This window comes from Phycobacter sedimenti (assembly GCF_038148855.1).
GTDB classification, from domain to species: domain Bacteria; phylum Pseudomonadota; class Alphaproteobacteria; order Rhodobacterales; family Rhodobacteraceae; genus Phycobacter; species Phycobacter sedimenti.
The window spans coordinates 283,359-298,948 of record NZ_JBBVGR010000007.1 but is presented as its reverse complement, the minus strand read 5'-3'; the positions used below and the strand labels follow the sequence as shown (position 1 = coordinate 298,948).

Sequence of the window (15,590 nt, the reverse complement as noted above, 5' to 3'; positions counted from 1 at the left end):
TGAACATTCAATAGACATGACATATGATCCCGACATCCCCGACGAAAAAGCCGCGCACCGCACCCCCAGAAGTGCGCCGCAAACAGCTGATCGACGCAACCATCACCTGCATTGCCCGCAAGGGGATTTCCGGCACCACCCTCAACGCCATTGCCAAAGAGGCCGGTCTGTCGCTGGGGCTGGCCAATTTCCATTTCAAGAGCAAGGACGCGCTGCTGTCCGAGACGCTGAGGCATCTGGCGGCCGAGCATCGTGACCTGTGGTTGCGGGATGTGCAGCGCGATGATCTGTCGGATGTGGACAAACTGCGCTCGATCGTGTCGTCACAGTTCCACCCGCGTATCTGCAGCCGAAAGAAGCTGGCAGTCTGGTTCGCCTTTTTCGGCGAAGCCAACCATCGAAAGGCCTATCGGTTGATCTCTTCGCAGATCGACATGGAGCGACAGGAGCTCTGTGCAGAGCTATGCCAGAGTATCATCGCCGAAGGCGCCTACCCTCATGCCGATGCAGACAAGGTCGCGCAAACCCTAGAAGGTATGTTCGATGGTCTCTGGCTGAACATGTTGATGTATCCAGCCAAGTTCACGCGGGACACGGCTGAGGGTCAGGTGATGGATTATCTTCGGCTGGTCTTCGCCAGGCACTTTTGAGTTTGCCCGAAGCTCCCTTCTCCAGCCTTTGGACGTGCCGCAGTTTGGTGCCGCTCCTTTGATAGCATTCATTGTGGCCTGCTGCCGACTTCGTGTACGGCAGTTTATCCTTTGGGGATCAAATAGGGCCGAGCGATGCTTGACCGGCGCTCGGGTCAAGGCATTCTTGAGGCCGAAGGTTGGGTCGTTATCCACCAGCCCCCGTGCAATGGCATATCGAAAAAACTGACCAGCGGCAGACCGCATGAGAAGTGCGGACTCGTTGCGGCCCCTCGCTTCCATCTTTCTGGGGGGACGAGGAGGTCTCGCGCGGTTATGTGACCGATTGGATAGCCTCCCAGGTCGGCGCAGAGGAGAGCGTGCAACCATTCCGTCTTGGCGAGGGTGGAGGTGGATTTGCCCTCCAAGCGCTTCTTCTCCAAAAGAGAATCTGCGAGCTTACCGAAGGTTTCCGGTGTTCGGCCTCCTTTGTGGCTTGCACTTTCCTGCGCTCAAATGACGGATCTTTTCCTTCCGCGAGGACCTTCCGCGCCTCGTCTCTTTTGTCCCGTGCCTGTTTGAGGCTCAAATCTGGGTATTTTCCAAACGAGAGCAGCTTCTCCTTACCCATCAAGCGGTACGTGAAGCGCCACAGCTTGGAGCCGTTTGGATTGACCAACACGAACTAGCCATCAAAATCGGCCTGCTTGTGGGGCTTTTCTTTGGGCTTCAACGCCCGGACCTTGACATCGCTCAATACAGGCATCTGGGGGTACCCTCATTTCACGACCTCGGCAGTACCCCGACTCATACCCCCAATTGGGGTGGAATAGGCGAGATCGCTTCGGAAAAACTCCGACAAAGGATCCGATGTTTTCGATGAAATTCAGGATATTGGAAGATGATACCAACCACAACTGGAAGTGATTGTGGTGCCCGGGGGCGGAATCGAACCACCGACACGAGGATTTTCAATCCACTGCTCTACCCCTGAGCTACCCGGGCACGGGAAAGGCTGTTCGCCTTGGGTGCAGGCCTTCTATGCCGTGGCGGGCACGGTGTCCAGAGGCTTTTTGAAAGAAATTCGTCAATGTTTAAGGCGCGATCCGGATTCATCGGAGGATAGCGTTTTTTCAGCTTCTTCCAGTGCCTTTTCAATGTCTTCAGGGTCCTGGCTGGGCACCGCGTAGCTGCCGTTCAGCCAGCGTGCGAGGTCGCGGTCGGCGCAGCGTTTGGAGCAAAAGGGGCGATAGGCACGGGCGGTGTCTTCACCGCACAGGGGGCAGCTCATTCCAGCGCCTCCTGCAGGGGGATGCGTCCGCGTTTGCGCTGCAGCTCGAAATGGCCAAGGTTGGTCCAGCCGACAAGAACCGTTTCTTCGCTGTCGGCGCGAAAGGCCGCGCGCAGCGCGCTTTCAAAGGGGCGGCGATCCTTCTTTGGCATCGGTGCAAGATCCAGCACGATCTGGCCGCCAAGGCCGCGGACGCGCAGGGCGCGGGGCAGGGCGCGGGCTGTGGCCATGTTGGCCTTGATCCCCGCGGCCAGAGAGGTGTCAGCGCCGGTGTTCACATCCACCGCCACCAGGGCGCGGGTGGGTTCGATGAAGAGGAAGGCTCCGCCGGAGAGGGGCTGGCGAATGCCGCGTGCATCCTCCAGCGCATCCAGCACGCCGTGGGTCTCAAACCCGCCGGGCGCGCGCTCTACCTCGGCAGGCTCCACCCAGTCACGCCAGGCGCGGATATGGGGGCTGTCGCCCTCGGCCAGGGTTTCCACTTCGGTGCCATGATCGTTCAGCACCTGATCGGCGAGGGTGGCCATGGCAGCGATATCCTCGGCCACCTCATCCGGGTCGGCACCGTCACAGGCCGAGCGCAGAATCAGGCCGTGGTCGCTGCCATCCATCGCCTCATGGGCGATTTCCAACAGGCGGTCGCGTTCATCCTCGTCCCGGATCGAACGGGAGATGTTCAGCCCCGGAGCCTCGGGCGTCACAATGGCATAGCGGCTTTTGAACAGGAGTTTCTGCGTCACCGGGATCGCCTTGCCGGGTTCGGCGTAGCCGGTGACCTGCACCAGCAGCTGCTGCCCCGGTGCCATTCCCTTGACCTGTCGCAGGAAGGCGGGGCCGTCGGGGGTGGTCAGGAACATGCCGCCCTGGCCCTTTACCGGGCGGTCGGCGCGGGCGCGGTAGACGGTGCCCGGCACGGGTGCATCGCCGTCGATCAGGAAATCGTCCAGTTTTCCATCCACCATCAAGGCGGCAGCTTCGCGCCCGTCGATGTGGTCGAGAATGATCGTGCGGCCCTTCATGCGGCGGCCTCCTTGTAAAGCGGCCAGCCTGCGGCCTGTAAAAGATGGGCGGTTTCACAGAGCGGCAATCCGACGATGCCGGTGAAGGAGCCGTTGATCCAAGGGATAAAGGCGCCTGCAGGTCCCTGAATGGCATAGCCGCCCGCCTTGCCCTGCCAGTCATCGGTGGCGAGATAGGCGTTCAGTTCCTCATCCGACAGGCGCTTCATCTTCACCTGGCTGACCACGTCCTTTTGCCAGATGCGCGTCCCCCGGCGCACCGCGACCGAGGTGATGACCCGGTGCCGTCGCCCCGACAGCGCCAGTAGAAACTCGGCGGCCTCCCCGGCACCCTCCGGTTTGCCCATGATCCGCCGCCCCAGCGCCACGGTGGTATCGGCGCAGAGCACCACGTCATCCGCATCGGCGGGGACGGCGGCGACCTTTTCACGGGTCACGCGGGCGCAGTAATCGCGGGGCAGCTCACCCTTTTTTGGGGTCTCGTCGATGTCCGGCGGACGCACCGCGTCCGGGGTGACGCCCAGCTGCGCCAGAAGCTCCAGCCGCCTTGGGCTGCCCGATCCCAGAATGAATGCCATGGATAGGCCCCTTGTCGTTGCGTGCCATCAAATCTTGCAGCGAGTTCTATGAGCAATGCCCAGAAAACAAAAGCCCGGCGTCGAGGCCGGGCTTTGCTTGTCTGGTTTTGCCGTCCGGTCGGACCCGTGCTTACTTGAAGCGGTAGTTGATCCGGCCTTTGGTCAGGTCATAGGGGGTCATTTCCACCTGAACCCGGTCGCCAGCGAGAACACGGATGCGGTTCTTGCGCATCTTGCCTGCCGTATGTGCGATGATCTCATGGCCGTTTTCCAGCTCGACCCGAAACGTCGCATTGGGCAGGAGTTCCTTCACGACACCGGGAAATTCGAGCGTATCTTCCTTGGCCATGTTTTCTCCATCGTTGCGTTGCCCCGACACAATGCGGGGATGCGCTTAAATGGGCGCATTCTGCCAATTTTTCAAGGGCGCAATCACCGCATGAGGCGATTTGTGACGGTTTTTACCCTTGGTTCCTGTTCATCCCAGTGGCTGCGGTTGCGCACAACGCCCGCGCGGCGCACATCTGCGATGGTTTGCAGGTCGACATCGGCAAAGGTCCAGCCGGGTTCGCCCAATGTGCCTTCGCCAAGGACCCCGGTCGAAGGAAAGCCCGTGTCGGGCGGGCCAAAGATGCCGCCCATTCCAATGGTCACATCCACCGATTCGGACCAATCCGCCTGTCCGACGAGCGAGGCCATGGCGGTGACGCATTGGTTTTCCAGCGCCCGCGCCATGGCGCCGATGCGCACCCGCCAATAGCCCGCCAGTGCCTCGGTGCAGGACGGCACAAGGATGATATCCGCCTCGGCCAGCGCGCGGCCCAGGAGGGGAAACTCGCTGTCATAACAGATCAGCACGCCGATCTTTCCCAGCGCGGTGTCAAACAGCTTCAGCGGTCCGCCGCCCATGACATTCCAGGGATCACGCTCGAACATGGTCATGATCTGCTTGTCCTGGTGATCGCGCTGGCCGGTGGGGGTGTAAAGCTCAGCCCGGTTCACCGGGCGCTCAAAGCCCGCATCGACGGGGGCCGAGGCGCCAAGGATATGCACGCCATGTTCCGCCGCCAGTTTCAGATGCACGGCAGCCGCCTCTTCCATCCGGTCTGAGACCGCATGAAGGGACCGCTCCAGATCGCGGGCAGCATCGGCGCCATCGAGCGTCGCCAGCTCCATCGCGCCATATTCGGGAAAGACCAGCAGATCGGCGCCTTCTTTCGCGGCGTCCCCGACCCATGCGGCAAGCTTGTCTTCATATTGGGCCCAGCTGTCGAGCCAGTCCATCTGATAGGCGGCGGTAGCGATTTTCATGGGGGCTCATTCGTTGTTGGTTTCGTGGCAAATGCGTCCGGGAAAACAGAACGTGTTTTGGGGCGAGGATCAAGAGGCGGTCGATTGTAATAGGGTGGCCAAGTCAGATCTGGAGGTGCGTTCCCGTAAGGGTTGACTGGCTACTTGCCGCCTGCAAGGTATTGCCTATCAAGACTACGGATGGAATATCGTTTTGAAAAAGTGGATTATTCGGGCTGCCCTTGTCTATCTGGTTGTTGTAGGCGCGTACTTCATTTTCTCGCTAGCGTCGATAAAGAGCGCGGCCATCGCCGATCTTGAGCGCAAGCTGAACCCGGCCACGTTCATGTTCTGGCAGGACAACGAAATCTGGCGAAATCCGCCGATATTCGATGTCATGATGGCTGACCCAAAAGGGGTGCTTTCTGACCAGGAGCCGGAGACGCTGAATGACGTGCAGATCTGGGTGTTCCTGCTGGACGGGTTCCCACAGATTGAGGGTCTTCCGCTGGCGGAGAGCCTGGGGCTGGATACAAAGGAACTTGCACGAACGTTTAGGTCAAAGACCGTCATATTGGATCGCGTGTCGCTGTCCATGCGCCTGCATATCCTGCCAGTTTTTGTCCAACGTCGCAGAATTGTCCTCCTCGATGCACGGGATCTGGCAACCACTCATGAACGCAGTTGCCTTGATGACATTCTCTATGCGGCGATGACCTCTGACGATTTCGCGTCCCTCCTAAAGAAGTGCAAATTGCCCGAAAACTCATAGTAGGTGGCAAGGGACGGGGTCCCTGCCTGTCACCGGTGTCTCTCCGCTAGGAACAGGTGCAAGCCTAGAGATCCCGGATCCAGAATTGTAGCGGTTTGCGGGTTTCGGCCTGTTGATCCACGTCTTTCCAGGAAAACTCTGCCACCACACCGGGCAGGGGGGCATAGCCGCGTTTGCGCCAGAAGGGGTCGAGCGGAGCATAGTCATCGGGGCGCAGCGGGTGATCTTCGGGGCGCTGGACACTGCAAAAGGCGGATTTGCTGAAGCCATGGGCGTGGGCATGGGCTTCGCGCGCGTCAAAGAACCCGTGGCCTGCGCCCTGACCGCGATACTCGGGCAGAAGCACCGATTCGGCGCAGTAGAAAACGGTGGCGAGATCAATGTCGGTGCCCGCAAAGGCGGCGGCGAAATCGTCGGCGTGATCAGCCAGCGGCGTTCCGGTCGCAGCACCCACAAGGCGGCTCCCGTCAAAGGCACCGACTACTACGGCGCGGGTGCTGCCCCGGTAGCTTTGCATATAGCTGCGCTCATATGCGAGATCACCGTCGTAGAGATAAGGCCAGGCGCGAAAGACCTCGATCCGCAGGGCGGCCACATCATCCAGCGCGGCCTCAAGCGCCGCGCCGGTGAGGGGCTCGATCCGCAGCGCCATCAGGCGGAGACCTGCGCCATCCAGTCGGCGAGGTTGTAATAGGTGGTGACGCGGGAGATCTTGCCGTCCTTCAGATCAAAAAAGGACCCGGCAGGCAGGCGGTAGGTCTGGCCCTTTGCCGTCAGCAGGCCCGCGTCGGTTTCCAGATAAGTGCCGTTGACGATATATTCGGCAGCCGCGCGGTGGCCATCGGGGGTCGCAAAGATCACCATGTCGGTCAGTTCTTCGCGGTAGCAGCGGCTCATGTGGTCGCAGAACGCGGCGAATTTTTCCTTGCCAACGCGGATCTTGCCCTCGTTGACGTGATGGGCCACGTCATCGGACAGGCAGTCGATCATGGCATCGGTATCGCCTGCGTTGAAGGCTTCGAAATAGCGCGCAATGGTCTCGCTCATAGTAGCTCCGTCGGTTCGCCCCAGCGGGATTTCAGGTGTTTGATGATCTGGTCTCGGGTCTGGCGGTAGCTGTCCAGCTTGGCCTCGCGGGTTTCGCCAAGGCCGGTCGGATCCATGATCGGCCAGTATTCCACGTCCAGATGGAAATAGCGCGTCAGCTCCAGCGCACGGCGCTGACTGGCGGGCGAGAGGGCCACCACCAGATCGAAGGAGGACAGATCATCGCCCCATTGCTCCATCTCGTCGAAAGAGCGCGACCGGTGCCGTGACAGTTCGACGCCGATTTCCTGACAGACGGCGATGCAGAAACCGTCGATCTCCATGTCGTTATGGACACCGACCGACTGCACATAGGTGCCGGTGCCATAGAATTTCTTCATGATCCCCTCGGCCATGGGGGATCGGACCGCGTTGTGGTCACAGCAGAACAGAATGGACTGCGGCAACTGCTCCACCCGTCAGCCTCCGAAGTGCAGGACGCAGATCAGGGTGAAGAGGCGGCGGGCGGTGTCGGTGTCGACATCGGCCTTGCCTTCAAGCCGCTCCTGCAGGACGCGGCTGCCCTCGTTGTGGATGCCGCGCCTGGCCATGTCGATGGTTTCAATCTGGCTGGGGGGCAGGGTCTTCACGGCGGTGAAATAGCTTTCGCAGATCTGGTAGTAGTCCTTGACCACCTGGCGGAAGGGCGACAGCGACAGATGGAACTCGGCCGCCTTTTGCCCGTCTTCGGTGGTGATATCAAAGACCAGCCGCTTGTCCCGGATCGCCAGCCCCAGGTGATAGGGGCCGGGGGGAACCTCGCGGCCGTCGCGGGCGGGCAGCGTGAAGGAGTTCTCCTCGATGAGGTCAAACAGCGCCACCTTGCGCTCCTGCTCGATCTCCGGCGTCGGGGGCGGCAGGTTGCTGTCGTCCAGCTCGATATGACTGATGCGGCTCATGGGTGTGAGACCTCTTACCCTGGTTTGCACTCTCACTAGACCATGGCGCGCTGCGCGGCAATCGTCTGACTGCCGATGCCCTCATTCGCCGCTACGTCGTCCGAGCCTGTGTCGCAATCAGTCGTTCAGAGCGTTCAGCCGCACCGTCACCGACAGCCCGTGCGCCTCAAGGCTTTCGCTTTGGGCGAGGGTTTCCGCAGCCGGGCCAATGGCGCGCAGGGCTTCGGGCGTCATTCGCGCGAGCGTTGTGCGTTTCAGAAAATCCATCACCGACAGCCCTGACGAGAACCGCGCCGAGCGCGCGGTGGGCAGAACGTGGTTCGGGCCGCCCACATAGTCGCCGATGGCTTCGGGCGTGTACTGGCCCAGGAAAATAGCGCCGGCGTGGATGGTTTTCTCGCTCAGCCCTTCGGGGTCGGGCACGCAGAGTTCAAGGTGTTCTGGCGCGATCCGGTTCGACAGCTCTGCCGCCTCGTTCAGGTCGCGCACGGTAATCACCGCGCCAAAATCCCGCCAGCTGACGCCTGCGATGGCACGGCGTTCCAGAGTTTCAAGGCGCTTGTCCACGGCCTCGGCCACGGCGCGGCCAAATGCGGCGTCGTCGGTGATCAGGATCGATTGGGCGCTTTCGTCGTGTTCGGCCTGGCTCATCAGGTCCAGCGCGATCCAGTCGGGATTGTTGTCCTTGTCGGCGATCACCAGAATTTCTGACGGCCCGGCGATCATGTCGATCCCCACCTTGCCGAAAACGCGACGCTTGGCGGCGGCGACAAAGGCGTTGCCGGGGCCGGTGATCTTGTCCACGGGAGCAATGGTCTCGGTGCCATAGGCCAGCGCCGCAATCGCCTGGGCGCCGCCGATACGGTAGATCTCATCCACCCCGGCCAGCCGCGCGGCCAGCAGAACCAGCGGGTTCAGAACGCCATCAGGTGTGGGTACGGTGATGGCGAGGCGCTCGACCCCCGCAACCTTGGCCGGAATGGCGTTCATCAGCACCGAAGAGGGGTAGGAGGCAAGCCCGCCCGGCACATAAAGCCCCGCAGCCGAGACCGCTGACCAGCGCCATCCAAGTGTCGCGCCCGCCGCATCGGTCCATTGCGCATCCTCGGGCATCTGACGTTCGTGATAGGCGCGGATACGTTCGGCGGCCAGTTCCAGCGCCTTGCGTTCCTCTGCGGGTACGCCTGCGATGGCGGCGTCGACCTCTGCCTCGGAGATCGCCAGCTTGTCGGCATTCAGCTCCAGCCGGTCGAACCTTGCTGTCAGCTCGATCAGCGCCGCATCGCCGCGCGCGCGCACATCGGCGATGATATCGGCCACCACCGCGTCCACATCCGGGCTGTCCTCGCGCTTGGCGCTCAGGAGCGCGGCAAAGGCGGCTTCGAAATCGGCATCGGACGTATCAAGGAAAACGGGCATCTGGTTTCTCCGGCTGTGCGCAGGGGACATATAGGGCAGAAAGAGAGGGGGCAAGCTGCAGCGGCGGACAGGGCCGCTTCAGCCGTCGCCGTGGTCCGGGGCCTTGCCAGAAGGGGCGGTGTAGGGCCGGGTCACATCGCGCAGGTGAAGCTCAAGGGCCTCAACCGAAAGGCGGATGGCGCCGTCTCCGGCCAGCGTCAGCACCAATTGGCCCGCGCCATCCTCTCCGGGTTCGAACGAAAGCGACAGGAGTGACAGGATCAGCTCCTTGTCGCTGCGGTCAAAGCCCTGCGAGGCGACGCCCAGAACATTGTCCACCACAAGAAGCGACTGCACCCGCTCATAGGCGCGGGCGCGCCGCTCGGCGGCGGCGCGGTCTTCCCAGCGGAAGCGGTTGATCAGGAGGGCAAAGCGGCGCTTGGATGCCTGCCAACGCATTTCCGTGACCGGAAAGACAGAATCCTGCACCAATGCCGACAGGACCTTCAGATCTTCCTCTTCCTGTGCGCCCAGGTTCAGCGGTGCCTCGCGGCCCTCTTCAAAGGTTGCGTCAGTCATCAGTTCCCCTTGATCCTCTCGATTTTTGCGCCCACGCCGGACAGCTTGCTGACCACATGTTCATAGCCGCGATCTAGGTGATAGACCCGGTTCACCAGTGTTTCACCCTCGGCCGCCAGCCCCGCCAGAATCAAGGAGACCGAAGCGCGCAGGTCGGTCGCCATCACCGGGGCACCTTTCAGCCGCTCCACTCCGGTTACGGTTGCGGTGCCGCCATGCACGTCGATCCGGGCGCCCATCCGGGTCAGTTCGGGCGCATGCATGAAGCGATTCTCGAAGATCTTCTCTTCCAGAACGCTGACGCCATCGGCGGTGCACATCAGCGCCATCATCTGCGCCTGCAGGTCAGTCGGAAATCCGGGGAAGGGTTCGGTGGTGACATTCACCGCCTTTACGCGCTCAGCGCGGCGGCGCACCTTGAGGCCTGCTTCCGTCTCGGTGATATCGACGCCCGCTTCGTCCAGTTTCTCGGCAAAGCTGCCGACCAGACCCATGCGCCCGCCCAGAAGCTCCACCTCGCCGCCGCAGATCACCGGCGCCAGCATATAGGTGCCCAGTTCGATTCTGTCGGTGACCACCTGATGGGTGGCCCCATGCAGACGATCAACGCCCTGTACCTCGATCCGCGAGGTGCCATCGCCTTCGATCTGGGCCCCCATCTTGCGCAGGCAGTCGGCGAGGTCTGAAATCTCTGGTTCGCGGGCGGCATTGTTGATGACGGTGGTGCCCTTGGCCAGTGTCGCGGCCATCAAAATGTTCTCGGTCGCGCCGACCGAGGCAAAGGAGAGGTCGATCACCGCCCCCTTGAGGCCGCCGGGCGCCTTGGCATGTAGGTATCCGTCGCGCAGATCGATCTCGGCGCCGAGCTTTTCCAGTCCAAAGATATGCAGATCCATCGGGCGCGCGCCAATGGCGCAGCCGCCCGGCAGCGACACCACCGCCTGACCGAGCCGCGCCAGCATCGGCCCCAGCACCAGGTTGGAGGCGCGCATCTTGCGCACGATGTCATAGTCGGCCACGTGATTGTCGAGGTTATGGCTCGACATGGCCTGCACCTGACCATCCTGCAGCGCCGAGACCTCGGCGCCCAGCGATTGCAGCAGCTGCGTCATGGTCTTGATGTCGCTCAGGCGCGGTGCATTGGTCAGCGTCAGCGGCTCTTCGCTCAGCAGGGTGGCCGGCATCAATGTCAGGCAGGCGTTCTTGGCGCCCGCGATCGGGATCTGACCGCTGAGCGGCCCGTTGCCCGTTACCAGAATCGAATCCATCTGCTTACCTTTCCGAACTGCCTGCCTCTGAGTCCCCTTTGGCCGCGCGCGCCTTGGCCTGCGCCTTGCGGCGGGCCATGTTCGCCTTGAGAGCCGCCTTCAGGCGATCCTCGCGATTCGCGGGTTGAGCACTGGTTTTTGGTGATTTTTTATCTGCCATAAACCTTGTGTATCTTAGTGTGAAAAAACCGTCCAGAATGGTCTTGCGCACCCCGGCGTTTATCCCTAAAAGCCCCCTCACCGGCGCTGCTGTAGCTCAGAGGTAGAGCACTCCCTTGGTAAGGGAGAGGTCGAGAGTTCAATTCTCTCCAGCAGCACCATGATTTACCTTGAAAACACAAATACTTGCGTAAAATCAACGCATTTCACTTGTCGACTCCTACACAGGAGTCCTACACAGTGTCCCTAATCATGCCTCGGCCCGTAAAAGACAAAAAGAGCGGAATCTATTACATCCGCGTTCGTGTTCCTGCCGACCTAGTCGCTTTGGTCGGTCGTAAAGAGGTGCCCAAGTCACTCCGTACCAGAGACCCTGTTGAGGCCAAAGAGCGGTTCGCAGCCGAGTATGCGGCGCTCCAACGGCGCTGGGCAGCCCTGAGGGCCAAGCCTGAACCGCTCCCTCTTAAGCAAATCGTCAGCTTGGCCGGTCAGGTATACCAGAACCTCATGATGACCTTGGACACGGAACCCGGCGAACCTTCGATCTGGGCGCAGGTGACTCGTTTGAATGCGCAGGCAGCCGACAACGATCTGGCGCTGGAGCAATGGTACGGTTCGGCAGTCGACGAACTGTTGATGGAAAATGGCATTGCAACGGACGCAGTGAGCAGGGCACGCCTGATAAAAGAAGTCCAGCGCGCATGGGAACAGGCGACGGAACAGCAGCACAAGCGGTCACAGGGAGACTTTTCACCCGACCCCAACGCCAATCGGTTCCCAGAATGGTCGCCTGAGAAAAAGCCCTCAGAATCATCCTCTGCGCCGACTCTGTCTGACCTGTTCGACAAGTGGGAGAAAGACCACCTTGCCAACGGGAAATCGAAAAACACGGTCAAGGACTTCCGGCAGAAGCTGGACGCCCTGAAAGACTACTTAGGCCATGAAGAAGTTGATCGCATTACCCCGCGAGAAATCTCCGAATGGACAGATCATCTGCGGCACGAACAGGGTCTCACCCCCAAGACGGTCAGCGGGAAATACCTAGCTGCGGTTAAGACCGTCTTCCGGCTGGCCCACTCCAAGTTCCTGATAGATAGTGACCCTGCGAAAAGTGTCAGCGTGAAAATTCCGCCGAGGGTCAAATCACGCTCATCTGGCTATACCGAAGCAGAGGCAAAGCAGATCTTGTCGGCAGCCAACAGAGTTTTCGAACAGTCGCCGAACATGGCGCACCACAACAAGCTGGCATGCCGGTGGGTGCCCTGGATATGCGCCTATACGGGGGCGAGGGCGGGTGAAATAACTCAGCTTCGCAAGGAAGACCTAACCGTCGTGAATGGAATTCCGCAAATCACCATCACACCAGAAGCCGGAAGCGTTAAGGCGGGGCGATACAGGGACGTTCCGGTCCATCCTCATTTGCAGGAGATTGGCCTTCTGGACTTCATCAGAAACTCGAAGAGCGGCTACCTATTCCACTCTGGGTCATCAACCGCAGCGGAGGCCTTAAAAAGATCGGGCAACGCGCGGGACAAGATCGCAGTATGGGTAAGGGAAAGCGTCGGGATAACCGATGAACGAATCCAGCCGAACCACGCGTGGCGGCACAGGTTCAAGACGGTGGGCCGAAATGCGGACATCGCCCCGGAATACCTCGGGGCCATCCAAGGCCATGCGGGTCGCACTGCCGGAGAAGACTACGGTGAATATCCGGTCGAAACGCTATACCGCGAAATCTGCAAGCTGCCGCGCATCGACGTCCCTCTCTGAACCATCCGACAGCATGTTTCCGCATGGGGTGTTGGCCGAACGGTAGGGCGTTTCAAAGGGATTGCGCTTGTCGCTGCGCCCTGTTGAAGAAGTGCCGCGTGGCCTGCTCTCGGGCATCCTTGTCGGTCATCACAACGCTGCGCATCTCATTGTCCTGTTGAAACATGCGCACCATCCCCTGAAAGAAGGCCTGCGAGAATGCGTTGTAGACGACGTCAGCTGGGTTGTTTCGCATCATATCGAGCATATCGTCGTCGAGAATTTCTCGGTTTACCCGCTCGAAGCGTAGGAAGTCTTCGCGGGTGAAGTTCGTGCCATGTCGTTCGTTGAAGGAATCGATGATCTCTGACAGCGATTTCTCTTCTTCTTCAGTGTAGGGGTTCGCACCGAACTCCGTGATCGGAGCTAGCGTCGATGTTGCGCCTTTGGTAAGTGATGCGCTGCCCTCTTCGTTTTTCTGCAGCCTGAATGCCGAAAGCGTCAGCATGTCGTCTGTGATGGCAATATCGGCAGGAACATCGCGCGACGGTAGCAAGCGAGAAAGCCACGACGTGTAAGCATAGAGCTTCTCCAGCCATGCATCGCTGAGTGACACCACCTGCGCCACGAATGAATAGAATCTCTGAAAGCTCTTCAGAAGTTGCCGGAACTCCTCCTGTTGCGCTTCGTCTTCATCCAGAACAAACCGCTCTACGGCCAACCGAACGGTTCCCTCTAGTTCCAACCTGTCCTGGGCGGATAGGCTCCCCTTGAAGAACCGTTCCGCGAACCGTTCCACCTCATCGGTAGCTATGTAGGACGCGCCCGAGATGCGCTGCTCAAGGTCATATATCTGGTTGAGATCTGTGCGTTCCTCGAGTTCCGTCGCTTCAAAGAACGGGGCGAAAGCCTCTTTGACCTCTTCCATTGTGTTCTGAAAATCGAGGACAAAGGTCTTGTCCTTTCCGGGGTGCGTCCGGTTCAAACGCGCCAGCGTCTGGACGGCCTGCAGGTTGGCAAGCTTCTTGTCGACATACATCGCGACCAGCTTCGGTTGGTCGAAGCCAGTTTGATATTTCTCGGCGACCACGAGAATTTGGAACTCATCAGTGTCGAATCTTTTTGGCAGTTCGGTTTCGGCAAAACCGTTCGCGGTCGCTTCGGTCCAGCTTGCGCCATCAACCTCGAGATCGCCCGAAAAGGCGACCAATGCCTTTAGGTCCGTATACCCCTTGTTCGCGATATATTTGTTGATTTGCTGCCAATAGCGAAGCGCGTGCTCGCGGCTCTGCGTGACGACCATCGCCTTTGCCTGTCCACCCAACTCCTTGGCAACGTGTCGTCGAAAGTGTTCCACGATGACATCGACCTTCTGATCGATGGCCGTCGGGTGCAGTGAGGCATATCGCGCCACACGTGCCTGTGCCTTTCGCCCCTTGAAGGCCGGGTCATCCTCGATGGTCTTTTCGAGCTGATAGTAGGCTTTGTAGGTCATGTAGTTCTGAAGCACGTCGAGGATAAAGCCCTCTTCGACGGCCTGCCGCATGGAATAAAGGTGGAATGGATGGGGCTTCCCGTCCATGCCAATTCGCCCGAAACGTTCAAGCGTGACATTCCTGGGGGTGGCCGTGAATGCAAAGAAGGAGATGTTCTTCTGCGGCCCCCTTGCGGCCTGATGGGCAAGTATCATGTCTTCGATGTCATCCGAACTGGTTGCCTCTCGGGTCAACGCGTCGGTCATTGCTTGGGCCGCCTTGCCGGATTGTGACGAATGAGCCTCGTCGATGATCACGGCGAAGTTCTTGGAGGACTGCCCAGAGATTGCCTGAAGATGCTCCGTTCCGAACTTCTGAATGGTTGTTATGATGATGCGCGCACCGCCTTCGATAGCCTTCTTCAGGTCGCGTGAGGTTCCATCGATTTTCCTCACCACCCCGGCGGTTTGTGCGAATCCTCCGATGGTGTTCTGCAACTGCCGGTCAAGAACCAGCCGGTCGGTCACGATGATGGCCGTGTCGAAAAGTGGCCTGTCCTCATCGTCATGCAGATTGATGATCTGGTGTGCTGTCCAGGCGATAGTGTTCGACTTGCCCGACCCAGCGCTATGCTGGATGAGGTAGTTCTGCCCAGCGCCATTTGCCTTGGCGTCTGCCAACAGTTTCCGCACGGCATCAAGTTGCTGGAAGCGCGGGAAGATCAGCACTTCCTTTCCGCCTCCGCGTTCCAGATGGATGAATCGGCCTATGAGGTCCAGCAGGACTTCTCGGGAGAAGACTGCCTTACCGTCTGGCAGGTCTTTGTAGAGGTAGGCTGTGCGGTTCTCCCCCGGCACATCGGGGTTCCCAGCGCCACCATCTCGCCCCCGATTGAGCGGCAGGAACCGTGTCTTGCCGTTCATCAGGCGTGTGGTCATCGACGCATTGTCCTGGTCCACCGCCAAGTGCACGATAGCGCCGCGTTTGAAGGTCAACAGGGGTTCGCCATTGGGGGAGCGGTCCTTGCGATACTGGCGTTCGGCGTGCTTGAAGTTCTGCTGGGTCAGCAAGTTCTTGACCTCAAGCGTTGCGACCGGAATGCCGTTGACGAAGGTCACTAGGTCAATGGCGTTCTTGTTCTTCGACGAATAGGTCACCTGCCGCATCACCGACAGGATGTTTGCCTCATATAGGAGGGTCAGTTCGGGGTTCAGGTTCGACGCGGGTTTGAAGAAGCACAGCGCGAACCGGATGTTCGGCACCAGTTTGATGCCCTCGCGCAGCACGACATGGGTGGGGTTCTGCTTCAACGCCTGTTCAAGACGTTTCAGAACCTCTGCCTCTGCCTGCGCGCTGTAGTGATCTTCCAGCACCTGCCATGCGTCGGGTTGCGTCGTC

General features: G+C 60.1%; 18 protein-coding genes, 2 tRNA genes and 1 pseudogene. 4 read left to right on the top strand and 17 right to left on the bottom strand.

What is annotated here, in order from left to right:
* Positions 1-23: 23 nt before the first annotated feature.
* Positions 24-650: a transcriptional regulator BetI gene (gene betI, locus AADA15_RS14465; RefSeq protein WP_341642256.1), complete on the top strand. Its 627-nt coding sequence runs from the start codon at positions 24-26 to the stop codon at positions 648-650.
* A gap of 171 nt (positions 651-821) precedes the next feature.
* Here the strand turns inward: betI and AADA15_RS19305 are convergent.
* The 8 genes and pseudogenes from AADA15_RS19305 to AADA15_RS14435 all read right to left on the bottom strand — a co-directional run.
* Positions 822-932, bottom strand: a pseudogene (locus tag AADA15_RS19305) (phage integrase central domain-containing protein); the annotation flags it as partial.
* A gap of 31 nt (positions 933-963) precedes the next feature.
* Positions 964-1,311 carry an Arm DNA-binding domain-containing protein gene (locus AADA15_RS19300; protein ID WP_437343199.1) on the bottom strand — a complete coding sequence of 116 codons (348 nt, stop codon included), beginning with the start codon at positions 1,309-1,311 and terminating at the stop codon, positions 964-966.
* Positions 1,312-1,559: 248 nt separating this feature from the next.
* Positions 1,560-1,634, bottom strand: a tRNA-Phe gene (locus AADA15_RS14460).
* 82 nt (positions 1,635-1,716) lie between these two features.
* Positions 1,717-1,920, bottom strand: coding sequence for a DNA gyrase inhibitor YacG (locus AADA15_RS14455; protein WP_341642255.1), 204 nt, complete (start codon positions 1,918-1,920; stop codon positions 1,717-1,719).
* Positions 1,917-2,939 (bottom strand): ribonuclease E/G, encoded by a 1,023-nt coding sequence (locus AADA15_RS14450; RefSeq protein WP_341642254.1) that lies wholly within the window; start codon positions 2,937-2,939, stop codon positions 1,917-1,919. The genes AADA15_RS14455 and AADA15_RS14450 overlap by 4 nt, the downstream gene beginning before the upstream one ends.
* Positions 2,936-3,517, bottom strand: a complete 582-nt coding sequence (locus AADA15_RS14445) for a Maf family protein (RefSeq protein WP_341642253.1) — start codon at positions 3,515-3,517, stop codon at positions 2,936-2,938. The genes AADA15_RS14450 and AADA15_RS14445 overlap by 4 nt, the downstream gene beginning before the upstream one ends.
* Positions 3,518-3,647: 130 nt before the next feature.
* Positions 3,648-3,866, bottom strand: a complete 219-nt coding sequence (gene infA, locus AADA15_RS14440; protein ID WP_005620785.1) for a translation initiation factor IF-1 — start codon at positions 3,864-3,866, stop codon at positions 3,648-3,650.
* Positions 3,867-3,949: 83 nt separating this feature from the next.
* Positions 3,950-4,828: a carbon-nitrogen hydrolase family protein gene (locus tag AADA15_RS14435; protein WP_341642252.1), complete on the bottom strand. Its 879-nt coding sequence runs from the start codon at positions 4,826-4,828 to the stop codon at positions 3,950-3,952.
* A 193-nt stretch (positions 4,829-5,021) separates the two neighbouring features.
* Here AADA15_RS14435 and AADA15_RS14430 point away from each other — a divergent pair, with 193 nt between their 5' ends.
* Positions 5,022-5,579, top strand: coding sequence for a hypothetical protein (locus AADA15_RS14430; protein WP_341642251.1), 558 nt, complete (start codon positions 5,022-5,024; stop codon positions 5,577-5,579).
* A gap of 64 nt (positions 5,580-5,643) precedes the next feature.
* Here AADA15_RS14430 and AADA15_RS14425 read toward each other — a convergent pair whose 3' ends face one another.
* From AADA15_RS14425 to AADA15_RS14390, 8 genes are all read right to left on the bottom strand, one after another.
* Entirely contained in the window at positions 5,644-6,231 is a 588-nt protein-coding gene (locus AADA15_RS14425) for a GNAT family N-acetyltransferase (protein WP_341642250.1), read from the bottom strand.
* On the bottom strand, positions 6,231-6,626 hold the full coding sequence (locus tag AADA15_RS14420; RefSeq protein WP_341642249.1) for a ketosteroid isomerase-related protein: 396 nt from the start codon (positions 6,624-6,626) through the stop codon (positions 6,231-6,233). The genes AADA15_RS14425 and AADA15_RS14420 overlap by 1 nt, the downstream gene beginning before the upstream one ends.
* A complete protein-coding gene (locus AADA15_RS14415; protein ID WP_341642248.1) occupies positions 6,623-7,081 on the bottom strand; it encodes an arsenate-mycothiol transferase ArsC in 459 nt (152 codons plus the stop codon). Before AADA15_RS14415 ends, AADA15_RS14420 begins: the two co-directional genes overlap by 4 nt.
* 3 nt (positions 7,082-7,084) lie before the next feature.
* Positions 7,085-7,564: a UPF0262 family protein gene (locus tag AADA15_RS14410; RefSeq protein WP_341642247.1), complete on the bottom strand. Its 480-nt coding sequence runs from the start codon at positions 7,562-7,564 to the stop codon at positions 7,085-7,087.
* 117 nt (positions 7,565-7,681) lie between these two features.
* On the bottom strand, positions 7,682-8,983 hold the full coding sequence (gene hisD, locus AADA15_RS14405) for a histidinol dehydrogenase (RefSeq protein WP_341642246.1): 1,302 nt from the start codon (positions 8,981-8,983) through the stop codon (positions 7,682-7,684).
* 78 nt (positions 8,984-9,061) lie between these two features.
* Positions 9,062-9,541 carry a DUF2948 family protein gene (locus tag AADA15_RS14400; RefSeq protein WP_341642245.1) on the bottom strand — a complete coding sequence of 160 codons (480 nt, stop codon included), beginning with the start codon at positions 9,539-9,541 and terminating at the stop codon, positions 9,062-9,064.
* Complete coding sequence (gene murA / locus AADA15_RS14395; protein WP_341642244.1) at positions 9,541-10,809, bottom strand: UDP-N-acetylglucosamine 1-carboxyvinyltransferase; 1,269 nt, start codon at positions 10,807-10,809, stop codon at positions 9,541-9,543. Before murA ends, AADA15_RS14400 begins: the two co-directional genes overlap by 1 nt.
* Before the next feature lie 4 nt (positions 10,810-10,813).
* On the bottom strand, positions 10,814-11,020 hold the full coding sequence (locus AADA15_RS14390) for a hypothetical protein (protein ID WP_341642289.1): 207 nt from the start codon (positions 11,018-11,020) through the stop codon (positions 10,814-10,816).
* A 34-nt stretch (positions 11,021-11,054) separates the two neighbouring features.
* Here AADA15_RS14390 and AADA15_RS14385 point away from each other — a divergent pair.
* Positions 11,055-11,129, top strand: a tRNA-Thr gene (locus AADA15_RS14385).
* A 79-nt stretch (positions 11,130-11,208) separates the two neighbouring features.
* Complete coding sequence (locus AADA15_RS14380) at positions 11,209-12,738, top strand: DUF6538 domain-containing protein (protein WP_341642243.1); 1,530 nt, start codon at positions 11,209-11,211, stop codon at positions 12,736-12,738.
* Between the two features lie 52 nt (positions 12,739-12,790).
* On the opposite strand, the gene AADA15_RS14375 is transcribed toward AADA15_RS14380, so the two are convergent.
* Positions 12,791-15,478, bottom strand: coding sequence for a type I restriction endonuclease subunit R (locus AADA15_RS14375; RefSeq protein WP_341642242.1), 2,688 nt, complete (start codon positions 15,476-15,478; stop codon positions 12,791-12,793).
* Between the last annotated feature and the right edge of the window lie 112 nt (positions 15,479-15,590).